This window comes from Paenibacillus sp. DS2015, from assembly GCF_050433705.1.
In the GTDB taxonomy this organism is placed as follows: domain Bacteria; phylum Bacillota; class Bacilli; order Paenibacillales; family Paenibacillaceae; genus Paenibacillus_AQ.
The window spans coordinates 23,558-49,688 of record NZ_JBNPWS010000034.1; the positions used below are offsets into that span (position 1 = coordinate 23,558).

At 41.1% G+C, this 26,131-nt stretch carries 22 protein-coding genes; 12 read left to right on the top strand and 10 right to left on the bottom strand.

The genetic code is table 11. From position 1 onward, the window contains the following. The first annotated feature begins 82 nt into the window (after nucleotides 1-82). Nucleotides 83-337 carry a hypothetical protein gene (locus J2T13_RS21890; protein WP_429374487.1) on the top strand — a complete coding sequence of 85 codons (255 nt, stop codon included), beginning with the start codon at nucleotides 83-85 and terminating at the stop codon, nucleotides 335-337. Nucleotides 338-494: 157 nt separating this feature from the next. On the opposite strand, the gene J2T13_RS21895 is transcribed toward J2T13_RS21890, so the two are convergent. Both J2T13_RS21895 and J2T13_RS21900 read right to left on the bottom strand, forming a co-directional pair. After that, nucleotides 495-2,168, bottom strand: coding sequence for a ribonuclease J (locus J2T13_RS21895; protein WP_429374488.1), 1,674 nt, complete (start codon nucleotides 2,166-2,168; stop codon nucleotides 495-497). Nucleotides 2,169-2,328: 160 nt separating this feature from the next. Beyond that, nucleotides 2,329-3,363: a hypothetical protein gene (locus J2T13_RS21900; RefSeq protein ID WP_429374489.1), complete on the bottom strand. Its 1,035-nt coding sequence runs from the start codon at nucleotides 3,361-3,363 to the stop codon at nucleotides 2,329-2,331. Between the two features lie 331 nt (nucleotides 3,364-3,694). On the opposite strand from J2T13_RS21900, the gene J2T13_RS21905 reads away from it, so the two are divergent. The 4 genes from J2T13_RS21905 (at nucleotide 3,695) to J2T13_RS21920 (ending at nucleotide 8,191) form a co-directional block, all read left to right on the top strand. Then, nucleotides 3,695-5,107 (top strand): ABC transporter substrate-binding protein, encoded by a 1,413-nt coding sequence (locus J2T13_RS21905; RefSeq protein ID WP_429374490.1) that lies wholly within the window; start codon nucleotides 3,695-3,697, stop codon nucleotides 5,105-5,107. A 153-nt stretch (nucleotides 5,108-5,260) separates the two neighbouring features. Then, a complete protein-coding gene (locus tag J2T13_RS21910) occupies nucleotides 5,261-6,103 on the top strand; it encodes a carbohydrate ABC transporter permease (RefSeq protein WP_429374491.1) in 843 nt (280 codons plus the stop codon). Continuing rightward, entirely contained in the window at nucleotides 6,103-6,939 is an 837-nt protein-coding gene (locus tag J2T13_RS21915) for a carbohydrate ABC transporter permease (RefSeq protein ID WP_429374492.1), read from the top strand. Before J2T13_RS21910 ends, J2T13_RS21915 begins: the two co-directional genes overlap by 1 nt. Before the next feature lie 220 nt (nucleotides 6,940-7,159). Then, complete coding sequence (locus J2T13_RS21920) at nucleotides 7,160-8,191, top strand: LacI family DNA-binding transcriptional regulator (protein ID WP_429374493.1); 1,032 nt, start codon at nucleotides 7,160-7,162, stop codon at nucleotides 8,189-8,191. A gap of 5 nt (nucleotides 8,192-8,196) precedes the next feature. On the opposite strand, the gene J2T13_RS21925 is transcribed toward J2T13_RS21920, so the two are convergent. Genes J2T13_RS21925 through J2T13_RS21935 form a run of 3 tightly spaced genes read right to left on the bottom strand, consistent with a single transcriptional unit; the run spans nucleotide 8,197 to nucleotide 11,059 of the window. Beyond that, the gene (locus tag J2T13_RS21925; protein ID WP_429374494.1) at nucleotides 8,197-8,925 is read right to left on the bottom strand and encodes a Crp/Fnr family transcriptional regulator; all 729 of its coding nucleotides are present in this window, start codon (nucleotides 8,923-8,925) and stop codon (nucleotides 8,197-8,199) included. Then, on the bottom strand, nucleotides 8,897-10,816 hold the full coding sequence (locus J2T13_RS21930; protein WP_429374495.1) for a heavy metal translocating P-type ATPase: 1,920 nt from the start codon (nucleotides 10,814-10,816) through the stop codon (nucleotides 8,897-8,899). The genes J2T13_RS21925 and J2T13_RS21930 overlap by 29 nt, the downstream gene beginning before the upstream one ends. A 33-nt stretch (nucleotides 10,817-10,849) precedes the next feature. After that, a complete protein-coding gene (locus tag J2T13_RS21935; RefSeq protein ID WP_429374496.1) occupies nucleotides 10,850-11,059 on the bottom strand; it encodes a heavy-metal-associated domain-containing protein in 210 nt (69 codons plus the stop codon). 196 nt (nucleotides 11,060-11,255) lie between these two features. Here J2T13_RS21935 and J2T13_RS21940 point away from each other — a divergent pair, with 196 nt between their 5' ends. Beyond that, nucleotides 11,256-11,432 carry a V4R domain-containing protein gene (locus J2T13_RS21940; RefSeq protein ID WP_429374497.1) on the top strand — a complete coding sequence of 59 codons (177 nt, stop codon included), beginning with the start codon at nucleotides 11,256-11,258 and terminating at the stop codon, nucleotides 11,430-11,432. Between the two features lie 52 nt (nucleotides 11,433-11,484). Beyond that, the gene (locus tag J2T13_RS21945; RefSeq protein ID WP_429374522.1) at nucleotides 11,485-11,808 is read left to right on the top strand and encodes a hypothetical protein; all 324 of its coding nucleotides are present in this window, start codon (nucleotides 11,485-11,487) and stop codon (nucleotides 11,806-11,808) included. 104 nt (nucleotides 11,809-11,912) lie between these two features. Here the strand turns inward: J2T13_RS21945 and J2T13_RS21950 are convergent, their stop codons facing one another. The 3 genes from J2T13_RS21950 to J2T13_RS21960 all read right to left on the bottom strand — a co-directional run bounded on the left by J2T13_RS21950 (nucleotide 11,913) and on the right by J2T13_RS21960 (nucleotide 17,193). Then, nucleotides 11,913-12,170: a transposase gene (locus J2T13_RS21950; RefSeq protein ID WP_429374498.1), complete on the bottom strand. Its 258-nt coding sequence runs from the start codon at nucleotides 12,168-12,170 to the stop codon at nucleotides 11,913-11,915. A 428-nt stretch (nucleotides 12,171-12,598) separates the two neighbouring features. Next, nucleotides 12,599-15,544: a DEAD/DEAH box helicase gene (locus J2T13_RS21955; RefSeq protein ID WP_429374499.1), complete on the bottom strand. Its 2,946-nt coding sequence runs from the start codon at nucleotides 15,542-15,544 to the stop codon at nucleotides 12,599-12,601. Continuing rightward, nucleotides 15,541-17,193, bottom strand: a complete 1,653-nt coding sequence (locus J2T13_RS21960) for an SWIM zinc finger family protein (RefSeq protein ID WP_429374500.1) — start codon at nucleotides 17,191-17,193, stop codon at nucleotides 15,541-15,543. Before J2T13_RS21960 ends, J2T13_RS21955 begins: the two co-directional genes overlap by 4 nt. A gap of 298 nt (nucleotides 17,194-17,491) precedes the next feature. Here J2T13_RS21960 and J2T13_RS21965 point away from each other — a divergent pair, with 298 nt between their 5' ends. The 4 genes from J2T13_RS21965 to J2T13_RS21980 all read left to right on the top strand — a co-directional run bounded on the left by J2T13_RS21965 (nucleotide 17,492) and on the right by J2T13_RS21980 (nucleotide 20,158). Then, nucleotides 17,492-18,289: a S1 family peptidase gene (locus J2T13_RS21965; protein WP_429374501.1), complete on the top strand. Its 798-nt coding sequence runs from the start codon at nucleotides 17,492-17,494 to the stop codon at nucleotides 18,287-18,289. A gap of 204 nt (nucleotides 18,290-18,493) precedes the next feature. Beyond that, nucleotides 18,494-18,814, top strand: a complete 321-nt coding sequence (locus J2T13_RS21970; protein ID WP_429374502.1) for a hypothetical protein — start codon at nucleotides 18,494-18,496, stop codon at nucleotides 18,812-18,814. A 256-nt stretch (nucleotides 18,815-19,070) separates the two neighbouring features. Beyond that, complete coding sequence (locus tag J2T13_RS21975; RefSeq protein WP_429374503.1) at nucleotides 19,071-19,700, top strand: copper amine oxidase N-terminal domain-containing protein; 630 nt, start codon at nucleotides 19,071-19,073, stop codon at nucleotides 19,698-19,700. A gap of 107 nt (nucleotides 19,701-19,807) precedes the next feature. Then, a complete protein-coding gene (locus J2T13_RS21980; RefSeq protein WP_429374504.1) occupies nucleotides 19,808-20,158 on the top strand; it encodes a hypothetical protein in 351 nt (116 codons plus the stop codon). Between the two features lie 385 nt (nucleotides 20,159-20,543). Here the strand turns inward: J2T13_RS21980 and J2T13_RS21985 are convergent, their stop codons facing one another. Together J2T13_RS21985 and J2T13_RS21990 are read right to left on the bottom strand one after the other, a co-directional pair. Then, nucleotides 20,544-21,554, bottom strand: a complete 1,011-nt coding sequence (locus J2T13_RS21985) for a GtrA family protein (RefSeq protein WP_429374505.1) — start codon at nucleotides 21,552-21,554, stop codon at nucleotides 20,544-20,546. Nucleotide 21,555: 1 nt separating this feature from the next. Then, nucleotides 21,556-22,503, bottom strand: a complete 948-nt coding sequence (locus J2T13_RS21990) for a phosphodiester glycosidase family protein (protein WP_429374506.1) — start codon at nucleotides 22,501-22,503, stop codon at nucleotides 21,556-21,558. 264 nt (nucleotides 22,504-22,767) lie between these two features. Here J2T13_RS21990 and J2T13_RS21995 point away from each other — a divergent pair, with 264 nt between their 5' ends. Continuing rightward, complete coding sequence (locus tag J2T13_RS21995) at nucleotides 22,768-26,022, top strand: SNF2 helicase associated domain-containing protein (RefSeq protein ID WP_429374521.1); 3,255 nt, start codon at nucleotides 22,768-22,770, stop codon at nucleotides 26,020-26,022. Nucleotides 26,023-26,131: the final 109 nt, after the last annotated feature.

Below are 26,131 nucleotides of genomic sequence, written 5' to 3' on the forward strand. Positions count from 1 at the left end.
ATATCTTCATCAGATATGGAAAAATAAATCAAAAAGACCTCGCGCATTCATGATAACTTTGAAGTGGGAAGGGGGTGAACCGATGGGTATAAATGTTCAGTTGTATCGTAAGGCATCACAGGGCGATTGCGATTGGAATCAATTTGCTATCGTTTTGGATATTCCTAAGGAAAGTCATGCCATTGCATTTGGTCTATTGTTAGGCGGGGAAGGGAGAATATGGGTAGACAATTTTCCTTTTGAGGAGGTAAATAGGAAGACTCCGACAACGGATAATGACTCTCAAGATGAACTTCCGATGTTACCATTAAATCTTAATTTTGAATTGCAGCAGTAAATACCTGTATTGCGAAATGGAAAATACAACACAGGAATCTTACATTTCATTGCAACATAATAGGACTAAGGACGGCGCACTTAGTCTTATTATGTGAGTTGTAAGCGGAGCTGTCCGAGTAAGAGAGTTTACAACGGATCAGTCCTGAACAATATCTTTAGACTTGAATGATAAGGGGGAGAATAATAGGTCTTCTTTTAGTATGAGTATATAGGTAATTTCCAACCGATTCTTTAATCGATTGTTTGTAAATACCCCATGCCATAATGTTTTTTCCTTGTAATTCACTGATCGTTTTCACTGTGATTCGGCTTACTTCATCAATTAACCCCTCTGATTCACGAACATACACGAACCCACGAGAAATAATATCAGGTCCAGAAAGTATCTTGCCGTCCATTTTACTAAGTGTGATTACTACGATAAGAATTCCATCTTCGGATAATAGTTTACGGTCCCGTAAAACGATCGTTCCAACATCACCGATGCCTAATCCATCAACGAGGGTATTTCCATTTGTTATTTTGCGAGTTTGACGCGCTTCTTGATTACGAATATCGACAACATCACCATTATTAACAATGAAAATATTATCTTTAGCTACACCCATCAATTCCGCTAACAGACGATGTTGATGAAGCATTCGAAATTCACCATGAATCGGAATAAAGTATCGGGGCTTCATGAACGCAAGCATTAATTTCATCTCTTCTTGACTAGCATGACCGGATACATGCATTCCCGTTACTGAGGCTGATCCATAAATGACATTAGCTCCCAGTTGAAATAAATTATCTACTATCCGTGATACATTTCGTTCATTCCCAGGAATGGATGTTGCAGCTAGAATAACCGTGTCACCAGGTTGGATTTCTACTTGTCTATGATTGGAACTGGCTAAACGAGACAAGGCAGCCATGGGTTCTCCTTGACTTCCAGTACAAAGGACAACAATCTCATGGGGAGCATAGTTGTTTACTTCATTCGCCTCAATTAACATAGATTCAGGAATATGCAAGTAACCTAGATCACTTGCAATGGAAGCCACATTCACCATACTTCTCCCTAGCAAAGCAACTTTCCTACCCGTTTTCTCTGCAGCATCAACCACCTGTTGAAGTCGGTGAACATTTGAAGCAAAAGTGGAAATGAATATTTTCTGCTGAGCCTTGATAAATGCCTCTTCGATGTGAGCCCCTACGAGACGTTCCGAAGGGGTAAAGCCCGGACGTTCTGCATTAGTGCTCTCTGACAAAAGAGCCAACACGCCATTTTTGCCGATTTCCGCCATCCGGTATAGATCTGGATGTTCTTCATTCACAGGTGTTAAATCGAATTTGAAATCTCCTGTATGTACGACAGCTCCTTCAGGAGTATTAAAAACAATACCTACACAATCGGGGATACTGTGGTTTGTTCTGAAAAAACTTAAACTAATCGTGCCTAACTTTAATTGTGATTCTGAATCAATAGTGATCAAATCGGTACTGCCTAGAAGACCATGCTCTTTCAATTTAATTTCAATTAGACCCAAAGTTAATCGTGTTCCATAGATGGGCATATTCAATTGTTTCAAAATATAGGGGATGCCCCCGATGTGATCTTCGTGCCCATGTGTGACTATTAAAGCTCTAACTTTATCCTGATTCTCTAATAAATAAGAAATATCAGGAATAATCAAGTCAATCCCTAATAAGGTTTCGTCAGGAAACTTTGAACCACAGTCGATGACAATGATATCATCATCATATCGGAGTACATACATATTTTTACCGATTTCATTGACACCGCCTAGGGCGACAATAGATAGCGCTGTTTCATTTGTATTCAAGCCTGACACCTCCAATAAATATGAAAGTAGTCTACCCTTATTCCAATTTTTTATGAAAAATATGAGATAACTAAGAAGGGCCCTCTTATGAAACAGAGGGTCCTTCTCGATTTGAACAATAATGATAAGAACGGTAGAATCCAATTCATGAATAGAGCTATTAGGATTCTACTTTTTTCTTGCCGCCTATGTTTACTCCGATTTGGCCATCGTGACTGCCAACATTGCCACCGACTTTAAAATTTATTCCATTGCCACCGCCTAGATGAGCACCGACATGACCGCCAAGACCCTTATCTCCGCCGATCTGAGCTCCGGTAGTAACCCCAGTACCTTTATTTCCGCCGATCTGTGCATTTGCATGAGCGCCGAGGCCTTTATTTCCGCCGATTTGAGCCTCCGTCTTTAATCCCAGTCCCTGGGTACTGTCCAAATGAGCAGTGGCGTGGATACCAACCCCATGATTGCCGCCTAAGTTGGCCCCTGTAACAATTTCGGCTCCCTTGCCCCCAAGTTGACCATTGACATGAGCGCCAAGTCCATGATTCCCGCCGATATGAGCTTCTGTGTTAAGGCCAATGCCTTGGCTGAGTCCCGCGTGGCCGTCTGCGTGAGCTTCGATGCCATATTTCCCACCCAGTTGACCACCTGTGTTGAAGTTAAGACCCTTGTTATTGTTCAGGCCCGCCTCACCATGAACGCCAAGGCCATATTTTTCTTCTCCGAGGTGGCTATTCGCATGAGTGCTTATGCCATGTTCATCAATATGTCCATCTGCGTGAAAACCAACACCGTGCTTACCACCGATTTCTCCACCGGTATCCATATGAAGTCCTTGCTCATTTTCCGACTTTTCGTTGTTCTGCTGAACATTATTATCATCGTCATCGTCATCTTCCTGTGTATTATCGAGCTTAATGCTGAATCCTTGAGGGGTGGATTCAAGACGTTCGAATTCAAATTCTTGCGGTTGCGTAACAAATTCTACGCTATCGAATGGATTAGATGGGTAGGGCTGATACTCATATTCATATTCATATGGATAGTCTGTTCGATAGGGCGCAGCATAATAATAGAAATAGTGAGGATATGGGTAGTGACCGATATAGGGTTGAGATGTACGCGGATCGTAAGCTAACTGGTATGGATGATTATGTTGATAATAAGGACCATACGGATATCCATTCGTAGTCATTGTGGGAAACCTCCAAAATTAATTTGATGATATAGCCTATTCACCTAGGGAAAGAAGTGGAACTTGTATGGATCGGAAGGATGTTTGTGTCATTTGATTTTTGTGAGAACGCGGGACTTCTTTTTCAATAAAAATAATACTTGAAGAAAACTATTGAAAAGTATAATTCAATATGCTAATATTCAATTGAAAACGTTACCGAGAAGGATACCAAGAAGGATACTGACCATAAATGACGACACTGAAAGCGCTATCATCCTTTTTATGGAAAACTAGGTACGTCTTTCAAACTTAAGCAATAAACAATTAGAAGAACGAGGGGGAAGAAAGAATGAAAAACATTAAGAAACTTTTAGGACTTATGTTAGTAGTATCTATGGTTTTCGTTGCAGCAGCTTGTGGTAACGGTAACACTGCAGAACCAGCAAAACCGACTGAACCAACTACTGAACCAACGGAAAAGACTGAACCAGCAAAAGGTGACGGTGGAGAAATTTATTTCTTGAACTTTAAACCTGAAATTGCAGAGGTTTATGACAAGATTGCTAAAGATTATGAAGCTGAATCAGGCGTTAAAGTCAAAGTTGTAACTGCAGCTGCAGGTACGTATGAAACGACTTTGAAGTCTGAAATCGCAAAATCGGATGCTCCTACGATCTTCCAAATTAATGGACCTGTAGGTTATAACGCTTGGAAAGATTATATTTTAGATGTAAAAGATTCTAAACTTTACAGCTATTTGACTGATAAGAGTTTAGCAGTAACTGATGGTGAAGGCGTTTATGGTATTCCTTACGTTGTAGAAGGTTATGGTATCATCTACAATGACGCTATTATGAAGAAATACTTTGCATTGGCAGATAAGGCAGTTACGATTTCTTCAACTGAGGAAATTAATAACTTTGCTACATTAAAAGCAGTAACTGAAGATATGACTGCAAAGAAAGACCAACTAGGAATTAAAGGTGTATTCGCTTCTACTTCTCTAGCTGCGGGTGAACATTGGAGATGGCAGTCTCACTTAGCAAACGTTCCTTTCTTCTATGAGTTCAAAGATAATACAGCATTTGAAAACCCAATTCTAGCAGGTCTAGCATCTGATGAAATTTCATTCAAATATGCTGATAACTTCAAAAATATCTTTGATCTATACATCAACAACTCGGTTTCAAAACCAACAATGTTAGGTAGTAAAACTGTATCAGATTCTATGGCTGAATTTGCACTTGGTCAAGCAGCTATGGTTCAAAATGGTAACTGGGCTTGGTCACAAATTAATGAAGTTGAAGGAAACGTAGTAAAAGCTGATGATATTAAATACTTACCAATCTATACAGGTATGGCTGGTGAAGAAAAACAAGGTCTAGCTGTAGGAACAGAAAACTATTTCTCAATCAACAGCAAAGTTTCTGCTGATAAGCAACAAGCATCTATCGCATTCTTAGAGTGGTTGTTCTCTAGTGACAAAGGTAAAGCTTATGTAACTAACGACCTAGGTTTTATGGCACCATTTAATACATTTAAAGAAGATGAAAAACCAGCTGATCCTCTAGCTAAAGAAGTATTGAACTGGATGTCAAAAGACGGCGTTAGTTCCGTAGTTTGGACATTCGCAGCATTCCCAAGTGAAGAATTCAAAAATTACTTTGGTGATGCATTGTTAGAATATGCTCAAGGTAGCAAAACGTTTGATGAAGTTACAACGATTGTAAAAGATTCATGGAAGTCTGAAAAAGCTAAATAATAGTTCCCTATGAACTACAAGTAAAACATGCGATATGCATTGTAACCCTTCGTTGTTCATGAATTAATACTTTATGCCACTGCGCACCTTCATGGTGAGTAGTGGCATAAATGTACTTTTTTTATTTTCCATACTGAGATAGGAGAAGACCACATGCAAAAATCGATAAAAAAATATTTTGCTCTTTTTGCATTACCAACTATACTGGCCTTTTCGGTAGCATTTTTAATACCATTTTTATTAGGTGTATATTTGTCTTTCACAGAATTTACTACAGTAACAGATTCTAAATGGGTTGGTTTAAGCAATTACGTCAAGGCATTTTCAAACCAAGAATATCTAAATGCACTTTGGTTTACCGTTAAATTTACCGTGTTATCCGTTATCACAATAAATCTATTTGCTTTCATCATTGCGATGTTATTAACTAGAGGAAAAAAAGGTACAAATTTATTTAGAACAATATTTTTCATGCCTAACTTAATTGGTGGTATCGTACTAGGGTACATTTGGCAATTAATTCTTAACGGTATTTTGTATTACTTTGATGTTACTTTAACCTTTGATGCTGACTATGGCTTCTGGGGATTAGTAATTCTAATGAATTGGCAATTAATAGGTTACATGATGATTATCTACATTGCAGGTATTCAAAATGTTCCTAAAGATATAGTTGAAGCAGCAAAAATAGATGGCGCTACTCGTTTTCAAGTATTGCGAAATGTGACTTTACCATTAATCATGCCAGCTATTACAATATGTCTATTCTTGACATTATCTAATTCATTCAAACTATTTGACCAAAACTTAGCTTTAACTGCGGGTGCACCGTCTAAACAGACTACGATGTTAGCACTCGATATTTTCAACACTTTCTATGGTAAAACCGGTTGGGAAGGTGTAGGGCAGGCCAAAGCCGTTGTGTTCTTTGTTCTGGTTGCTCTAATTGCACTAATACAACTTGTCATTACTAGAAGAAAGGAGATTGAGAATTAATGCAGAAGACGACAAAGTTAAAGGATAGTTTAATATTCATAATTTTGGTGTTATTAGCTATTACATTTTTAGCACCGATACTTATCGTTCTTATGAACTCCTTCAAAGGTAAATTTTACATTAGTGATACGCCATTTGTATTTCCTAATAGCACCACATTTTCAGGAATGGAAAACTATATTGGTGGTATTGCCAAGATAGATTTCTGGAGTGCTTTTGGAATGTCATTGTTTATCACCGTATGCTCTGTTGCTGTTATTGTTTTATTTACAGCTATGACAGCATGGTATATCACAAGAGTGAAGGGTAAGTTTACAAGCGCGTTGTACTATGTATTTGTATTCTCAATGATCGTGCCGTTCCAAATGGTCATGTTCACGATGTCCAAGGTAGCTAACATGATTCATCTTGATAATCCATTTGGAATCATACTAATATATCTAGGGTTTGGATCTGGATTATCAGTCTTCTTGTTTAGTGGATTTGTAAAATCAATACCTATAGAGATAGAAGAAGCCGTTTTGATCGATGGATGTAATCCAGTACAGGCGTTCTTTAAAGTAGTATTTCCCATTCTTAAGCCAACAGCTATAACAGTAGCTATTCTAAATGTAATGTGGATATGGAATGACTACTTGTTACCAAACTTAATTATCGGTACCGAGTACAAAACAATTCCTATCGCTATACAGTATCTAAAGGGTGGATACGGATCCATAGATATGGGAGCCATGATGGCGATGTTAGTATTAGCAATTGTACCTATTATAATATTCTACTTGTCTTGTCAAAAGTATATTATCGAGGGTGTTGTTGCAGGAGCTGTAAAAGGGTGATTTTTCTTAATAAACTAATTTAAGATGGAGTACAGAGCAGGGTTGATTTCTTGATTAATTTTACATTTCAAGAATGCCCTGTCTTTTTTTGTGCATACTGCTTTACTTTTACTTTTTGTGTATATTCAACAAATGAAGTATATTGATCTCACAGAGTAGAGAATAAATAAGGGAATTAAGGAGTTAAATGGATAAAACTACCGTAAGGGGAAGAAGTAAGGTGGATACAATTACAATTATAGATATTGCGAAAATGTGCGGAGTTGGCGTGACAACTGTATCTAGAGCCATAAATAACCACCCAGATATTAATGAAGAAACAAAAGCAATGATCATGCGTGTAATTAAAGAAAATCATTATGTTCCAAATAACAGCGCAAGAAACTTGAAACGTTCTGCTTCAAAAACCATAGCGGTATTGATTAAAGGGATAACAAACCAATTTTTCAATCCAATGATCGAAGTATTCGAGCAGGAAATTCAAAGAAAGAAATACTCTTTTATTCTTCAACGAGTTGATGAAAATCAAGATGAAGTCGAAGTTGCGATTGAACTCGAGAAAGAGAAGCGTTTAAAAGGGATTGTATTTCTAGGGGGACTGTTCTCACACTCCAAAGAAAAACTGGATCAATTAACTGTGCCCTTCGTACTTAGTACAATAGGGATGACAGATGAGTTTGATCTGAGTGATTATTCCTCTGTAGCCGTTGATGACTTTAAAGAGAGTTATAAGATAGTAGATTATTTATGCACTCTAGGACATCAAAAAATTGCAGTGATCACGGCACCCTTGGAAGATGTAAGTATCGGAAAACTAAGATATGATGGATATAAAAAGGCGTTACAAGACCATGGAATAGCCTATAATGAGCAGTTGGTTCGGTGTATGAAAGAAGATGTTGAAGGCTATAGTATGGAGAATGGCTATTTAGTTACCAAGGAATTGTTAGCGTTGAATGAAGAATTCACAGCTATTTATGCTCTTTCTGACAGTATGGCTATTGGTGCTTGTAAAGCTATATTTGAAGCTGGGAAAAGAGTGCCCGAAGATTACTCCGTAGCTGGGTTCGATGGCATAGATATATCATTCTATTATAATCCTTCAATCACGACAATTAGACAACCGGTGGAAGAGATCGCAGAAGAGACGATAAAAATTCTCTTCGACTTAATTAACAAAAAAATTAATCACGCACACAAAATCTATCCGGCAGAGTTAATCGTTAGAGAGTCTACAAAGTCCTTATTGTAATGGCCTTAGTCACTGAAATGACTAAGGCTTTCCTGATCAAGGATAGTGATTTGCCGTTGACCGATCAGTCTAATCCATCCCTGTTCTTGAAAAAAGGAGAGCTTGCGACTTAAGGTTTCTTGGGATGTTCCAATCATTACTGCAAAGTCCTTTTTGCTTATGGGTAAGATTAAATTGTTATCCTCTGTATGATCGCTTTTTTGGTCTCGTAACATCCTTAAGAGGACTTTGGTCATTCTCTGCTCGACATCGTAAAGCGTGAGTTGTTCAAGCATGTCTTCTGCCAGTTCAAGGCGTTCAGTATATTTTTCGAGGAATTTGACAGCAATCTGAGGCGATTGTAACATCAAATCATTGATTACTTTTCCTTGAATCAGACATATCTCTGTAGCTTCTAATGCCTCTGCGGTGCTATTTAATATCGTGTGACTGAATAAGGACAACTCCCCTGTGAAATCTCCTTGCTCGAGAATACGTAAAATTTGCTCCTTGCCAGCCGATGAGAAGCGGGAAATTTTCACGCTGCCTTTATGGACAATCCACAGATTTGCTGATGGATGCCCAGGGGAGAAGATAACTTCCCCTTTTTTGTATTTCTTGCTAATAGAACTATTCATGACATCTATTTTCTCTGTAGGCGATAGAATGTCCAGAATCGGCACATTGTCGATACATAATGAAGGGGGATGTTCCATACGTTGTTGCTCATTCACTTGGTGATGTTTGCACTCCATCCGTTATCCCTCTATTCTTAGTCGATTGTTGTGATTCGTTAAATGTCACACCTTTGTAGCGTGTTAAACGAATAGCATTCATAATAACTAACAACACACTTAATTCATGGACAAGCATACCGGAAGCCATGAATACATTTCTAGTTAACACGCCTATTAACAAGGTCATAACAACCACTACCGCAAAGTAGATATTCTGCTTCATATTATTCATTGTAGCATGACTAAGTCCGAAGGCATAAGAGAGCTTCGCTAGTCGATCCGACATGAGAACCATATCTGCCGTCTCTATCGCTACATCTGTTCCAGACCCTCCCATCGCAATTCCCACATCAGCAATGGCTAGAGCAGGCGCATCATTAATGCCATCGCCAACCATGGCAACGATATATTTCTCTTGCAACTCTTTTAACTTCAGGACTTTATCTTCGGGAAGAAGTTCTGCATAATACTGATCAATGCCCAGTTCGCGTGAGACGGCAGCAGCCGTTCGTTGATTATCCCCTGTTAACATAACAACCTTACTTACACCAGATTTCTTCAGATTACGGACAAGCTCATAGGCATCCTCTCTTAGAACATCAGCAATAGAGATCAGACCCAAGACCCGCTTATGATTGGCTACAAAGATAACGGTATGTGCTTTATTTTCCTCTTGAGCTACATAGTCAGTTACCTCTTGATTATAAAGAATATTGTAATCCGACATGAGTTTGCGATTCCCAATATAAACCTCAATTCCATCAACCATAGCCCGAACTCCTTTGCCGGGTAAAGTCTCAAACTCCTTCACAGATTTTATTTCACACCCGAATCTTTTCTTCGCTTCCGTCAGGATGGCTCTAGCCAAGTGATGCTCTGACAAATATTCAACGCGGGCTGCTATCTGAAGTAGTTCATCTTCGCTCATCTGGAGGGCGCGTATATGAGTCACCTGTGGTTTCCCAACCGTGAGTGTACCTGTTTTGTCAAAAGCGACAACTTGAACCTTCCCAGTCTTCTCTAGAATCTCTCCACCTTTAAACAGAATGCCATTCTTCGCACCATTTCCGATCCCGGCGACGATGGAGACTGGAGCAGAAATAACCATCGCGCCTGGGCAGGCAATCACTAACAGTGTAAGTGTTAATTCGATGTCTCTGCTGAAGATGTAAACGATAATGGCTAATATAAAAATGCCGGGCGTATAATAATTAGCAAATTTCTCGATAAACTTCTGCGTTTTTGCTTTGGATTCTTGTGCTTCTTCTACCATGTTCAGAATACGTGCGAATGTCGTATCTTCGCCGACCTTCTCTGCGATGACTTCCAAATAACCATTTTCAATGACGGTCCCGCTGAACACGGCTCCGTCCTTTTCTCTATCCACTGGGACCGACTCACCCGTAATAGCAGCCTGGTTTATTGTTGCCTTTCCCTTGAATACTGTACCATCTACCGGGATATTCTCACCGGGACGTACTAGAACGATCTCCCCCTGAATTACTTCATCAGGTGATATCTTGATCTCCACCCCATCGCGTATGACAGAGGCTAGGGTGGGTGCTAAGTCCATTAAGGCCTTTAATGATGAACGGGTCTTTTCGATCGTTCGCGCTTCAAGATAGGAACCAAAGACGAACAGAAAGGTAACCGCTGCTGCTTCCCAATACTCATGGATCAGGATGGCGCCGACCACGGCTATCGTAACAAGGGCTTCTATTCCTAAGATACGATATCGTATGGCTTGAATAGCGTTTTTTAGAATAGGATACCCTGTGATGAGAGCTGCTGAAATCATTAGCCCATCAGAGATAATGGTGACAGTATCCAAGGTTTTCAACAGAAAGGATATGGCAATGAGCAATCCTGCTATCGTAACCAGTTGTCCTTTTCTCTTTCTTGACATCATGCATTCCTCCTACAATTTTTTGAGACCTAATTATCATTTTAGAATTTGAAAGCCTAGATCGGATATGACCTTACCAATATCTGATGGATCTAGAATATGCCCATCGTAACTTACCTTTACCTTACTGGCGGTGAATAGAACCTTTACTTCAGAGATTCCATTTTTGTTGCCTAAGGCTGTTTCAATTTTCTTAATACAGCTGGGACAAGTGAGTTGTTCCAGTTGGAAAGTAGCTGTCTTCATGGTAATTCCTCCTCAAGTATCTTCTTTCTAACTTCATTATAGATCGGAACTTGAGAACTTAAATTGACTTAGATCAAGATTCGGGATAATTGTAGATGTCTGGCTCAACGGTTAATGAATGATTTGAGCTAATTGAAAGTTTTAAAATTGGAATCCAAGCATAATCAGAGAAGATGAGAAGGGGATGACTGTTGCCATGCATGATTGCATCTGTAAAGTTTTGCTGGTTATGGAGGAGAAAATGGTCTGTGGCTTGGAAGGCGCTATTAGGGAGGGAGCCCTCACTAAAATGCGGGGTAAACGGGTTTCCGTTCGCGAAGTAAAGTGCAATGTCCATGGGGACGAATATTGTGAATATGAAGTAAGGTATTGAGTTCTAGATTCATCTTCTATACTTGCGGCTTGTTTCAGTAGATTATGGGCAAGTGAAAGCCAACCGACCTCAAGCGTCACTTTTTTCATGCCGCGAAGCAGAAATCTCCGGAATCCCCGGTTGTTTTCAGTTGTCCAAATACACTTTCTGGTTCCGTCATTCGGCGTACGGCCAAGGCGTAACCTTCCTCGCTTCGCAGAATTTCCCGGGCCTGGTTCTGGTACCGCAGTCGTTCCAAACTGACATTGAGTTGACCATTTCGCATGTGGTCTTCTTTCATCCGCATGAAGGTTGCATCCGGATCGCTCTTGCTGAAGCTATTCCGATCACCCAGCAGCGATTGGTACTGTTCGTACTTTTGCAACCTGGGGAGTAAGTCCTTTCGCAGCTTCCGAACAGCTTTTTTCAGAGATTTGTCTTTGGGTTTCTCTAATAGCTGGGCTTCAAGTTTTAGTGTTACTTGTTCGAGTTTTTCGCTGTTTATTTCGGAAGACTCACCAAGTTCAGCGAGATCTTGGATTTTGCAATTTGACGGGAGGAATAAATTCGCTGAGTGTAGGCGTAAATGATGACTTTGGTAAGCATTTTAGGGTGGTAGCTATCACGTCCACCACCGGGATAAGCTTCGTCCAGCCGATTTACGGCAGCATTGACAAGACAAACGAGGTGACTTTGTGGAATGTCTTCTTGTAAATCCATTGGCAAGAAAAGTTGGTCCATGGTATATTGAATGTACAAAGAAATCGCTCCTTTGGAATGGTTGGTCGTACTTCCATTTTACCAAAAACAGCGATTTTTTTTTGTTGTTTTTGGTTAAAAAGTTGCAAAAATATGCTTAAAGTAGCGCAGAGGACGGAACGATTTCGTAAAAGCGATAGCGGTCGCCTAAAGCTTTCCAAAGGAAAGCTACTTCGAAAGCATATGCTGTCTCCGAATTTCAACCGCTAGCGGTTTCAATCCAGAAATTTGGAGACCACAGCGATTGGAGAAACGATCCGTTCGCGGAGCGACCTCTCAGATAACTAATTTTCCTCCTACAAAAAAAGGGGGCCCCTAGCCATTTTCATGACTTATGGGACAGCCCCTTAATTGTTTGAAGGGGCGGGATAAGCGAAACATTCCTATACTTATCTCCCACAATGTTCTCCTTTATTTTAAGAGGGGGATTAACCCACCAAATCACGACGCAATGTAAACAGATCTTTCAGTGCATCTGTTGATAGTTCCGTAATCCAGCCTTCAGAACTTGAAATCACGTTATCGCTAAGCTGCTGTTTGTTCTCTAGCATCTCATCAATCCGTTCTTCTAATGTGCCGAGAGAGATGAACTTGTGTACCTGTACGTCTTTGGTCTGACCCATACGGTAGGCTCGGTCTGTTGCTTGGTTCTCCACGGCCGGATTCCACCAACGGTCGAAGTGAAAGACATGGTTAGCGGCTGTAAGATTAAGGCCTACGCCGCCTGCCTTGATTGAAAGAATAAACACAGAGGGTTGTTCAGCAGGTAACAATGTCTGAGATTGGAATTGATCAATCATCGTATCACGTGCGGATTTGGACGTACTTCCATTCAGATAGAGTACAGGTTCTTGAAGTTCTTGGTGAAGCACCTGCTGCAGGATCTGACCCATACCAATATACTGTGTAAAGATTAGACAACGCTCCCCCTCTTCCCGCAATTCCCTCACCATTGCTAGAAGGCGTTCCAACTTAGCCGAACGGCTGATCAATGTCTCTATACCTAAGGGGTCATCCTTATCTTTCGAAGCAATATGATAGGATTCCTTAGTTAACAGTACGGGGTGATCACAGAGCTGCTTAAGATGAGTGAGTGCCGAAAGGATAGCTCCTTTGCGCTCAATACCTTCGAGCTTCTGCATACGCTCCAAGAGATGATTGACGGTGTGATCATAGAGCGCGCCTTGTTCTGCTGTCAGATGAATATAGGTCTTCATCTCATTCTTATCGGGCAAATCGAGCTGTATAGATGGATCTTTCTTCTTACGCCGGAGCATGAACGGCTTAACCAATCTCTGTAAATCAAGCGTTTTTTGCTCATTATGTTCTTTTTCGATGGCATTAATGAATCGATTGTTAAAGGCGCGAGAGCTCCCCAGATAACCTGGATTGATGAAGTCGTAGAGAGACCATAACTCTGAAAGTCGATTCTCTATAGGTGTACCTGTAAGTGCTATCCGATGTCTGGCAGGGAAACTCCGAACGGCGATGGATTGCTTGGTTTGAGCATTTTTAATATTCTGGGCTTCGTCTAAGCAAAGAGATGCCCATGTAAATCCTTGAAGCAACTCCTGATCCAAAGTCGCCGTAGCATAGGATGTTAGAATGACGTCTGCTTGTGTTGCCTGCTCGTGAAAGTCCTCCCCGCTGTAGCGTCTGCCTCCGTAGTGGAGCATAATCCTCAGGGATGGAGCAAAGCGGCTCAATTCCTTTTGCCAATTCCCCAGAACCGAAGTGGGACAGATTAAGAGAGAAGGAAACTGTGTACCCATATCCGTAGTAGTTTCCTTAATATGCAATAAGTAAGCAATAAACTGCACGGTCTTGCCTAGCCCCATATCATCTGCCAGACAGGCACCCAAGCCAAAACGTCGTAAGAAAGCAAGCCAGGCATAGCCATCACGTTGATAAGCGCGTAGCTCTGCTTGCAGTTCGGCTGGCACGGCGAGTGTCGGCCACTCCGTCTGTCCTCTAAGTTGACTCATAATATTCAGCAGATGCTCATTGAGCTCAACCTCCAGTTGAATACGTTCTGAAGCTACCTGCAGCTCTTCTGATGTATTGCTCTCAGGTTCATCTTGGTTTCCAAGTAAATGGAGATGGAGTATATCTTGAAAGGATAACCCTTGTGTGTTATCTATTCCCGCCATCGCTTGACGGATTTGCGCCAGTAATGCTGGATCAAGTGAGATCCATTGTCCACGGAAGCGGACTAAGCGTTCATTACGCGCGACTAGTTCAGCGAACTCAGTCTCGCTAAGTTGGGTCTCACCAATCGCAATGCGCCAATCGAAGTTAACAATGGAGTCTAACCCGAATAGAGAGTCGCCTGAACTGCCTTCGCTGGAACGGACCTTGGCTCGAAGCTTGGGCTTCTTCCGGCTTGCTCCTTCCCACCACGCTGGAAGTAGAACCTGCCATCCGGCAGCGAGTAAACGGTGGCTGTCTGCCGTCAAGAATTGCCAAGCCGCTTCGTCAGTTAATGATCTATCCAGTATATCCTCGTGACTGCCAGACAGACGTTCTTTAGGCAGGTTCGCACGTAAATGTTCCAGCCAGCCTGCAGATCTCTCATGTATCGGGTTAGCCCACAGCTCTGGCCATGAGCCCAATACTTGACCCTCTTCGGTCAGATGAGCAGGTACAAGTACAACGGGGTCGAACTTGTCTTGCAGAACAAGCTGCAGACGCCAAGAGGGTTCGTCATCGTCTGGCTCTAATAGTTGCAGAAGAGGGCGGAATGGAGCCGTATCTGCTTTCCAACCAATGGCAATAAGCCATGATTCCTCATCTAAACCCAATGTAGGTGTGACGTCTGTAACAAATAGCGAGGGATACTCTCTTTGCAAATCGGATGCAGTCATTTCTGTTCCATAATAATGATTAAATACAGTAGCTGAGAAAGCCGCACATAAACTGTCGGTTAGACTAGTGTCCATATCAATCTGATCTAATAGCATCTGGTCTTGAGGATCTAATGCCCGTTTATCCCAGACCCACTGTAGCTTGCTTGACTGAAAAGCAGAGAAGTCTGGGGTATATTTTCTTTCATCTATACATGCTGCCAACAGAGGAGTAAGTCCAATCCATTGCGTTTCATTGTCGCTCCACGCCCATTCGATATGACTCAGAAGCTTACGTTCGGCAAAGAAGGGGATAACGTACTCTGAGGGGAGAACGACAACTTCGACATCTTGAATCGTCTGAATCTCCAGATCTGTACCATAGAAAGAGGCTTCATGCCATGCGAACAAACGCTGCTTCATATATTGACCGGATACGTAATTATGTGTATTGATCGTTCCATAAATAAGGGCATCTCCATAAGCGGTTAAAGTGACGTGGACAGTGATGGTTTCTGTATATTGACTCATGAGATTAGTTTTCCTTTCCGAAGCTCCTCTTGCAAGGCACGAAGTCGGCTATGGCGCCTGGTGAATGCTGTTATGAACTCTTCCCAACGCGCTTCTTGTTTCATTTTTTTATATAGTTTGGATAGCCGCTTCAACAGTTTTACTGCTGCTTTATAGCTATCTCTATTTTTGTGGAGAATATATCGTTCAACGGCTTGATGATAGAATGGCAGCAACAACTCAGGAGCATTCTTCTCGATCGGTTGTAATACAGGAACACGAAAATCTAGCGGCTCTACTCCGATACTTAGCTGATAGTCCATCCATTGCCGCCATTTATGATGGGTCAGTAATTTATCTTGATAAATAACACTGGAATAAGGAAGCATTTGGATAAGTGTATCCCACATGTGTGGTTCAGCTTCAGGGTGATGTTGAACTAATGCTTCCCAATAGACTAAATAATGACTTAGGTTAGCCTTCCGGTGGCTACCAAGTAAGGGGCCCGTTTCCATTAGCCAGTCTGTCATTCGTGGCCACTCTTCAGCCTTATATAGAATAGTCAAGAAATGCAGTACATGATCAGGAGGGAGAGTGAAGGCTTTGTTTGCTGTTTGTAGGATTGTCCAAGCTTGATGATCTTGTAGCAGATAGAAGTGCATCCAGCTCTGAGCTAACATCCACGGTAGCCGTGAAAGAGCAGTGCCAAGTTCATCCTTGGCAGAGTCTAGATGCTGTAATTCTTCCAAGTATATGTCCGTGTCTAATGGATTGGGATGAATCCAATGGTACCAGAACTGAAAATAGCTATCTGTATAGTATTGAAGGTTCTGAGATTCGGTCAACATGTGACTGCGTAGGTAAGCTAACGTCTCCATAAAGCGTGCCCATAGCTCGGGTTCAACTGGATCGGTCAGTTCATGTGCGAAAATCTGTTGAATCTCTTCCTGAATATCATCCGCAGCAACCTGAATATGATATCCCATATACAAGTTGGAGTTATGTCCTTGATACTTCGAGGGCGTTACCAGTTTACCAAGCACAAATAGATGAGCATGAAGATTGAACAGTTGCTCTAGCGCAGGTAAAAGAGGTGGTTTTATTGTATATATGGATGCCAACGCGTCTCTGGTGTAATGAGTATTCTGACTATTTACTCCTAAGGGGAGGATACATTGCTCAAATAGGTTATGCCATTCTGGAATAGGTAAAGTAGATATAAGCTGTGCTTGTTCTTTTAACTGGGCCAAAGCTTCTGATTTCTTATCAGCTCTCTGAATTGCTGTCTGATTGGATGCAGCAAAGGGAGAGTCTTTCACCGTTTGCTTAAACGTGGCTGTGGAATGAGCATTAATGAGTGCATGAAGTGCGCGCTCTTGTAGATTTGCATACTTCAGTAAAGCTGCAATCATATGCTTGCAGTTGGTATGAACAGGACACGTACATTGACTGGCGGAAAGGGAGTCTAATAGGATATCAACTTGGTAGTTCTCTGTCCCTTCGACCACGGCTTCAATCCGCGTAGCATCGGGCATCATCAACTGATGGACACGCCCTTGTTTGAAATATTGAAATCCGCGCTTTATGGTCAGGTCATTATAATATTGTGCGACATTGTGAATGAGTGTATGCCATTGCATATCATCCATGGGTTGAGTTATTTTCATCATTGTTTAGTCTCCAGAGAGAGTATAGTCTTATCTAGAATGAACGAGTAATTCGAACCTAATCTATCATATCACAATAGGGTAGGCGCAAGAACATTTCTAAATGCGTTAGTACATACAATGAATGTAATAGTTGTACTCCGATGGCGACAGTACATGCGACCCGACTAAGTAATAGAAGGATAATAATGTTAAATTTTCCTAATTTGCTATACAAATAAAAACTCGGATGACGATAAATAGATATAGATATAAACGGATGGTCGGTTTTAGCAATGAACTAATAAAGGAGCGACACAACTTGGAGAGAAAGAAGAAAGCAAGTGAGTGGATGAAGAAATGGGTTGTGGGAATGACTATAGTCGTTATGCTCACTACAGGGGTAGGGGTAACGGCGAATGCTCAGTCATTAGACTCTATGTATTTTGTGGGTGGATTTACTAAGATTATCCAAGAAAAGCTTGCAAGGACGTCAGACTCTATTTTCGTGGTAAATGTAACCTTAAGCGATGAAGATGACCCTGAAAGTGCCTATTACAGTATAGGAACTTCAATTTTGATCTCAGAAGACGAATTGATTACGAATTACCATGTGATTCAGGATTATGCGGAAATGAAGGCAACAGATGAAGCTACATTACGTGTTGCGAGTCCTGCCAATCTATCAGAGTGGATTGAAGCTGACGTTGTTTTCACTGACAAAAAGCGCGATACTGCCATTCTCAAGTTACATCAGAAGGTCAAATATCAACCCATCACATTTGAACAAGCGCGTGATAACCAATCAGTCATTACCATCGGGTATCCAGCCAATCCGACAGGCCAACTTATTCTTCTTGATCAATTGGATGATACCCAAATTTTGTGGAATACGGTCACCAAAACACGAATTTATAAAAGCCATGAGAGGCTATTTGGTAAAAATTATATCGGCAGTGTTCCAATAGAACTTGCTCATGGTAATTCCGGTGGACCAGTGTTGGACCAGAATATGAATGTTGTAGGTATGATGACATTTGTCTACGACGGGCGGACATATTTTCTTACCGCAGATACGTTGGAAATCTTCATTGAACGATATCGACAGGCTAACAAGTAGACGGTTGCTGGTCATGAGTAGGGTTAGGGTCTCTAAATGATTCAATGCGACATGATCCTTCTCCATGTGTATGGCTGATGTTCCGACAAATAGGCATTCACCTATTTTTGCCCCAGTGAGTATCCTAATTCTGATGAGATGTTGACGAATTGGGGGAATGAAGAGGGGATACTATGTTAGAGAACATATACTGACCGTCCGGATATGTTACGAGGAATAAGGGACTTATTCTTCTTTCAGTATGTAAGTAAGCCATTCTCTGAATGGTTTTTCCATTTGGGGCTTGTGGCATCTGGGAATGCGACGGCTAAGGTTGCTGTTTCCTTTAGAGATGAAAGTCTGTTTACAGATCTTGACCAAATTCATGTACCCACCTTAATTCTTCATGGAATACACGATAAAATTTGTGTTCCACAATTGGCTCTAGTACAGAAACAAGCGATCAAGACGCCAAGCTCGTGTGGTTCGAATACAGTGGTCATGGATTGTTCTACGAGCAACGTGATAAATTCAACGAAGAATTGACGAAGTTTATCGAGTGGGAATAGAGTTTAACCCCCTTAAATTCCTTATTTTATAAGGGTTTTAAGGGGGTTATTTTTGTTGTGCTACCATTTTGCAACCAATGCAAGTGGAAGTGCCATTTCCGTGTAAAATTGTTTCAAGCCCAAATAGTGTATTTCCTTATAGCAATCGAATTATTTTTTTGTTGTAATAAGTAGAGAATATTTCCAATTTTTATCGTCTTTAATTTATAGACACTTAAAGGAGGATAATTTAAATGAAAAAAAAGCTCATGATCTCAATTTTTGCAGTCGTAATTTCGCTAAGTGCAGTCGTAGGTATAGCCTTTGCGAAGGGAACAATTAAAATCGTAGTAAATGGTCAAGCAGTCTCTCCAGATGTAGCACCACGAATGATTGATAATCGAGTCATGGTACCTATAAGTTATGTCTCAAAAGCTTTAGGTGCAAATGTGAGTTGGGATCAAAAAAATCAGACAGTTACAATTAAAGATAACAATGTATCTTCTCAAGAAGATATATGGAAAGAAGAACTCAATATAGGTAGCAGCAGTTGGGCCGGTGTTAGAAATCTCATTGCGATCCATATAGCTGGTTTTGATAATCGTGATGATGAGTTAATCAAGTCCGTTGCCGTGGAAGGGTTTGATTTGATACCGATTGGTGGCATGTATCCAGCAATACTTGATTATGAGATTGTAGATGCTCAACGCACAAAAAACGGACTCAAGGTGAGAGTAAAAGTCATAACTTACGAAGATAAATTATTTGGAGAGATTTGGGATTATGAAATCGCTCAAGGCAAAATAAAAACATGGAAACGAGTACAGTCCTTTGATGTAAATAGTTATACTGTTTTCCCCGGACTTTCATACAAAAACGAATAGTAAGGATTCCTTCAAAAGTACAGATGAGGAAAGCTTAATCTTTATATCCACAGGTAAACATGTTATAATATTAGGAATATATTGTAAATTGTAAAGGGAGGGTTTTTTTGAAACATACAACACTTATAGTGATATCTACATGTATATTAATTCTGTTAATTGGCTGCAATGAACAATCTTCTAAAGAAAATAATTCTCAATCCTTGTCTAACCATCTTACTTATAAAAGTTCATTACTTAGTGTAGTTGGTACTGACCTAGATAGAGTAAATGGACTTCAGGGGGGATATTATCATACGCGTGTAGGAGTGTATACTCCTGAGGGGAAGGAAATTACCAGTGTTGATGATTATAATGAAGTAGTATGGAATAGCTCTTCTGAGTTACATCCAAATATTGCAGAACCTCGAGGTAATGTCTATACCTCAAATGGGAAAAAGCTTTATCCGCTTCAATAATAAAGCCATAACGGTATATACCTTTATTTACTATATTTATTTTTGACGAGTTTCAATTCAATTATTTCTGCTACATAAGTCAATATCAGCTCATCTCTTTTCCGTTTGCATGTACCATCTTTTTTCCTCCTAATCATCATCCCACGCTCCCTCAAGTTGGTCGGCAATCTCTTCTTCTATTATACCGGGGAACATATCATACCAAATTGCAACCCACACACATGTTTCTAATAAGACCTTTTCAAAACCTTAAAAAAGCGCTAAAAACTATCAATTAGCCTCTAATCATTTGCAGACGTTATCGAGGAATCATAACGCCATAGTTAGCACAGCAGAGCAAGAGGGAGTTCTCGGGCCATGGCCAGGTAGCTTCCTCTTGCTCTGCTTAATATACATACTTGCGTTGCGCCCAATAACTGAATAGGAAGATGGAGGCTTCAGTCAACAACTTGGCAACAATAAGGGGTATACCGATTCCTTCATGATAAACATACAGGAATCCGTAATTTAATAGAAGAACAATCATGACGAGTGTGAAGTATTTAGGCATAGACTTATGGATAGATGAACGATTACCTTGGCTAAAAACAAAATTTCTGTTCATCGTATAGTTAAAGATGGAACTGCATATTCTCGCTACCAGCACGGAAAAGAAGAGGTTATCTGTGAATTGCTGAATTAGGATGAGCAGAGCAAAATCTATGATAGCCGATAGAACGGATGAACCGCTGAAGAGGAGTATAGGGAGATATACTTTGATGGAGTCTACCAAGGGACGGAAATGGGATGACTTATTATGCTCCAAATAGACAGTATCGATAAAAATTTCATGAATGGAGTATCCCTCCTTTTGCGCTCTTAACAGCATGTTCATCTCGTATTCAAAGCGCTCTCCCGGAATCTGACATAGCCAGTCCAGCATTGGGGCTGCAAAGCCGCGAAGTCCCGTCTGTGTATCATGTACCTTGATTCCGGTTGTTACGGAGTACACCTTTCGGGTAATCGTGTTACCGAAGCGGCTACGGAAAGGAACTTTTCCGTTAAAACGGCGGCTCCCTAATACAAACTTATGCTCGGATTCGTTAAGCGCGTGGGAGATTTTCATAATATCCATCGGTAGATGCTGACCATCGCTATCCGCACATATGACACTACCATGCTCGTTCATTTCTTTTAAATAGTGAAAGCCTGTTTTGAGGGCACGACCTTTGCCACGATTGGTGTCATGGGTTAAGACGGTACATCCGTATGCTTCCACAGACTTGAAAATTTCCCGATAATGCTCCCCACTACCATCATCAACTACGATTATATTTACATTGGACAAGTCCTTTAGCTGAATGATTAGATGGATTAGTCTTTTATCCGGTTGAAATGCGGGAATAAGTATGGGCATGTTAGTTCACCTCGCTTATATAAAGGATGTCGCTGACACCCCGCTCGTTACCTTTGCCCAAAGGATTATTGACGACTCGGCCCATAAAGTACATGGTCGATGAACCTCCACCGTCCAGGTTATAAGCTTCAGTAGCACCGAGATCCGCAAACACTTTAGCGAATTCAGACAACGTCATTCCTTTGCTGTAACCTTGCTTGCGCCCGTCAACGACGACGAAGACATAATGATTGGGAGCAATCATGCCAATCCCAGTTCTAGGATTCGAGGACTGTATGGAGCGGTTCCCAAAATTAGTGTCGACTTTTAGATTGTCATAATTATCAATCATCGCTCCGTCTTGAATCAGTACCGGTCCGAAGGAAAGTGTATTCATCACTCCAGACTCAAGTAAGGAAGAGGAGGAGAGTTCTTCCTCTTCGAAAGATTCCATCTTACCGTCATCGAATAATGCGAGGGCAGTTCTTGCTGGGCTATCACGGTATAAAGTACCGTTTCGAATGATCACACCATCGTCTCTGAAACCGTAATAATCGCCGTTAACGGCAAAGATAGCGTTGTTATTTGCGGCAATTGTCGAAGTGTTCTCGATAATATTGCGTCCGAAGCTATTGTCGGCAAAGGCAGAGGATAGATGACTTGAATCCTTGAGTGTGACATCCGCGACATAGTAGGTGATTTGATCGGAACCAGAGCCGCTCTGAACTTGATCAATCTTGATCTGTATATCATTACTGGTATAGTTCCAATCGTCATACGCTGCATTGGAAGCAACGATGTTACCTCCCTTCGTATTTCCCGTTACCGTCTCATCAGGGGTTACGACAACTTCAACATGTTCAATCAAATAGCGATCAGCAAGCCCGTATAGTATCCCTCCAATGACAACTAAGATTAGGGTTAAGGTGATGACTAACTTCCGTCGAGACTTTCTTTTTCTAAATTCCATAGAGGTCACACTCCGTTAATTATTTTCTATCTCTCTTAAGTTGAGAGTTCACATTTTATGTTTATTGACCATCATACTTTGGGGAGCTGAATTGAACCTGAATGTAAGTTGAATCTTCGCTGAAGGAAGGGTTATGATGTGTTGAACTTCTCGGTGAAATGAGGTCTCCACAGAAACTTGAATGAATATCTGGTAGTATATAAAATAATACAAAGCCTTTTCATGAGGAGGATTACATGAGTGAATGTTCAGTTAACCCCAAGCATGATTAAGCTCTGGTGTGGTAGAGCCTCTTATGACAAAGGAGATGCTTACTACCTAGACGGAAAAGTGACTTTTATATATTCGGATTCTGAAGCTGGATTCTACAAAGCAATCGTCAAAGGAAACAGTAGTGAACAGGTAACGATTAGTTCAGAACTAGACGGAGAGGTGCAAGCGGAATGCACTTGTCCGACATTATCCTCTTATTCACTCTACTGCCAACATATAGCTGCTGTACTCCTGAGTCTCCATGATATTCAGGAACATGGGAGTTCGCTGATGACCTTGAATAACACTAATGATCATATAGAGGACGAGCTTCTAGGTAGTTCAGAGCGGCAATATGAATTATCGAATTTTATGCTGGAGTTGTTCACCGATAAGTCAATACGATCAAGTCGAGCTCGTTCGCATTTTGATTCTCGGACTCCGTTGCATGTGGAGTTTCTTTGTAGGCTTGTTGCTAACGGCTATAACAGGTATATATTCAACATCGAAATCAAGATGGGTCTTAAACGTTTGTATATTGTGCAGAAAATAAGAGATTTTCTTGAAGCGATAGACCGCGGGGAGACCTATGTGTTCTCTAAGCATTTTACTTATGATCCCGATACCCATAGCTTCTCAAAAGCTAATGATGATGTGATCCGCCAGCTTCTCCATATGTATAACAGTGAGGAAATGTACCGCGAGTCATCACATGAGAATTCCACACCGAGAAATAAGACGCACGATAGAATGTTAAGGATTCCTCCGATGTACTGGGATAAGTTACTTCTCTTGCTTGCCGAGGCTCCGTCAGTAAAGTTCGAACACGATCAAGTGATATATGATGGTATTTCGGTATCCGAGGAAACCATGCCCATTCATTTTGAGTTCGACCAAACGCAGATGGGTGGCTATGAATTGGATATCCAAGGATTAGACAACATCGTTGTGATGGAATCCTATGGACTAGCGGTATTCGAAGGTAGGCTGATAAAGTTATCATCTGAACAATGTAAGCGACTCAGTGAACTGAAGTATAGACTAGAAATCTCCCAGAAACATCGCATTCTGATTCCACGTGAACAGTTAGAACGATTCATGGATACTGTCATTCCAGGTCTGATGAAGCTGGGAAGTGTACACATTGCGAAATCTGTATCTGATCGGATGGTACATACGCCTCTTAAAGCCAAGCTATATTTGGATAGGATCAAAACCAGATTATTGGCGGGTCTGGAGTTTCATTATGGCGATATCATGATTAATCCACTCGAAGTGGACATCAACAAAAGTGGTGGCGATGAACGTATTCTTGTACGTGATGGGGATCACGAGCAGGCTATCTTGGACTTGATGGATCATAGTTCCTTTTATAAGACGGAAGGGGGCTATTTCCTAACGGATGAAGATGCGGAATATGAATTTCTAGTCTATGTTGTTCCGCAGTTAGAGAAGTTAGTGGAAATCTATGTTACTACGGCTGTAAAAGAAAAAATCCATAGGGGGCATAGCGCTCCGAAAATAAGGGTAAATGCCGATTCGCGGAATGATTGGCTGGAGTTTCAATTTGATATCGCAGGGATTCCAGAAACGGAAGTTCGTGATCTATTAGAGTCGCTGGAGACTAAGCGTAAATACTATCGATTACCGAATGGTGCATTATTACCATTAGAGGGTGAGGAATTCCAGAAGATTATACGGTTCATGAATGACATGAATATTGGGTCAGATGATGTGTCAGGGAATACCCTCCGGCTACCCCTTGTCCACGGACTTCATCTCATGGATGTTCACAAGGAAGAGAATACAGTTAAATTAGGCAAATCAATACGTCATCTTCTCGAAAATATGCGAAATCCAGATCTTCTGGACTTCCCTGTTCCTGTGAGCCTTGCTCCTGTACTTCGTGATTATCAACAGTATGGCTATCAATGGATGAAGACGCTCGCGCACTATCGATTTGGGGGTATTCTCGCGGATGATATGGGGTTAGGAAAGACCTTGCAAAGTATTGCATTTATCGTCTCCGTATTACCTGAGATCCGAAGTCAGAAGGTGCCAGCCTTGATCGTTGCTCCTGCTTCCCTTACGTATAATTGGATGAATGAACTGAAGAAGTTCGCGCCAGAGGTTCGTGCCCGCATCGCTGACGGTAGCCGGGAGGAACGCATCGGTGTGTTGAAGAATGCATCTGAAGTAGACATCATCATTACCTCCTATCCGTTATTACGTAAGGATATCTTGGCTTATGCGAAGTTGTCATTTCACACGCTGATTCTGGATGAAGCACAGATGTTTAAGAACTACGCTACACAAACAGCTCAGACGGTGAGGCAGATTCAAGCTCAGCATCGGTTTGCCCTTACGGGTACGCCAATTGAGAATTCAATTGACGAACTGTGGTCTATTTTTAATGTGGTCTTTCCTGCTCTATTTTCGACTAGAAAGGAATTTGCTACTTTAACAAGGGATAACATAGCGAAGCGAATTCGACCGTTTTTATTACGCCGCCTTAAGAGTGATGTGCTGAAGGAGTTGCCTGAAAGTATCGAATCGTTGTTGGTTTCCGAATTGTTACCTGAGCAGAAGAAGCTCTATATGGCTTATCTTGCCAAGTTAAAGCATGAGACACTGAAGCATTTGAATGATAAATCTTTTAACAAAAATAAGGTCAAGATCCTGGCTGGTCTGACAAGGCTTCGCCAGTTGTGCTGTCATCCTGCTCTATTCGTAGAAGGTTATACGGGAAGTTCTGCTAAGTTCGAGCAATTGCTGGAGACGATAGACGAATGCCGTCATGCTGGGAAAAGAATGTTAATATTCTCGCAGTTTACAGGAATGTTAGGGTTAATACAGCGAGAATTGGTTAAGCAAAAGGTGCCTTATTTCTATTTGGATGGTCAGACTCCTGGATCTGAACGAGTAGAACTATGTCATAGATTTAATGAAGGTGAACATGACGTGTTCCTCATCTCTTTAAAAGCTGGAGGCACAGGACTTAACTTAACAGGGGCGGATACGGTAATCTTGTATGACCTATGGTGGAATCCGGCTGTGGAGGCACAGGCTGAAGCTCGTGCACATCGGATCGGGCAGACCCAAGTTGTCCAAGTCATACGCCTTGTGGCCCAAGGAACGATGGAAGATAAGATGTATGAACTCCAACAGAATAAGAAGAACTTAATTAAGGAAGTGATTAGCTCGGGGCAAGAGGCATCATCGATGCTATCGGAGCAAGAGATTCGAGAAATTCTAATGATAGAATGAAGAGTTCTTATATAGATGCAAAGAGCACCGTAGGAGGCTCTTGCATCTATATCATTAAAATTTCCCTGAAATAGAAAAAAACAAAAAAATATTCAAATTGTTGTAGAAA

What these genes read in the sequence shown, in the direction of transcription:
- J2T13_RS21905 (WP_429374490.1), top strand. Translation starts at nt 3,695, where the DNA reads ATGAAAAACATTAAGAAACTTTTAGGACTTATGTTAGTAGTATCTATG.
- J2T13_RS21940 (WP_429374497.1), top strand. Translation starts at nt 11,256, where the DNA reads ATGCATGATTGCATCTGTAAAGTTTTGCTGGTTATGGAGGAGAAAATG.
- J2T13_RS21975 (WP_429374503.1), top strand. Translation starts at nt 19,071, where the DNA reads ATGAAAAAAAAGCTCATGATCTCAATTTTTGCAGTCGTAATTTCGCTA.
- J2T13_RS21960 (WP_429374500.1), bottom strand. Translation starts at nt 17,193, where the DNA reads ATGATGAAAATAACTCAACCCATGGATGATATGCAATGGCATACACTC.
- J2T13_RS21955 (WP_429374499.1), bottom strand. Translation starts at nt 15,544, where the DNA reads ATGAGTCAATATACAGAAACCATCACTGTCCACGTCACTTTAACCGCT.
- J2T13_RS21935 (WP_429374496.1), bottom strand. Translation starts at nt 11,059, where the DNA reads ATGAAGACAGCTACTTTCCAACTGGAACAACTCACTTGTCCCAGCTGT.
- J2T13_RS21995 (WP_429374521.1), top strand. Translation starts at nt 22,768, where the DNA reads ATGATTAAGCTCTGGTGTGGTAGAGCCTCTTATGACAAAGGAGATGCT.
- J2T13_RS21925 (WP_429374494.1), bottom strand. Translation starts at nt 8,925, where the DNA reads ATGGAGTGCAAACATCACCAAGTGAATGAGCAACAACGTATGGAACAT.
- J2T13_RS21915 (WP_429374492.1), top strand. Translation starts at nt 6,103, where the DNA reads ATGCAGAAGACGACAAAGTTAAAGGATAGTTTAATATTCATAATTTTG.
- J2T13_RS21990 (WP_429374506.1), bottom strand. Translation starts at nt 22,503, where the DNA reads ATGGAATTTAGAAAAAGAAAGTCTCGACGGAAGTTAGTCATCACCTTA.
- J2T13_RS21985 (WP_429374505.1), bottom strand. Translation starts at nt 21,554, where the DNA reads ATGCCCATACTTATTCCCGCATTTCAACCGGATAAAAGACTAATCCAT.
- J2T13_RS21900 (WP_429374489.1), bottom strand. Translation starts at nt 3,363, where the DNA reads ATGACTACGAATGGATATCCGTATGGTCCTTATTATCAACATAATCAT.
- J2T13_RS21890 (WP_429374487.1), top strand. Translation starts at nt 83, where the DNA reads ATGGGTATAAATGTTCAGTTGTATCGTAAGGCATCACAGGGCGATTGC.
- J2T13_RS21930 (WP_429374495.1), bottom strand. Translation starts at nt 10,816, where the DNA reads ATGATGTCAAGAAAGAGAAAAGGACAACTGGTTACGATAGCAGGATTG.
- J2T13_RS21970 (WP_429374502.1), top strand. Translation starts at nt 18,494, where the DNA reads ATGTTACGAGGAATAAGGGACTTATTCTTCTTTCAGTATGTAAGTAAG.
- J2T13_RS21910 (WP_429374491.1), top strand. Translation starts at nt 5,261, where the DNA reads ATGCAAAAATCGATAAAAAAATATTTTGCTCTTTTTGCATTACCAACT.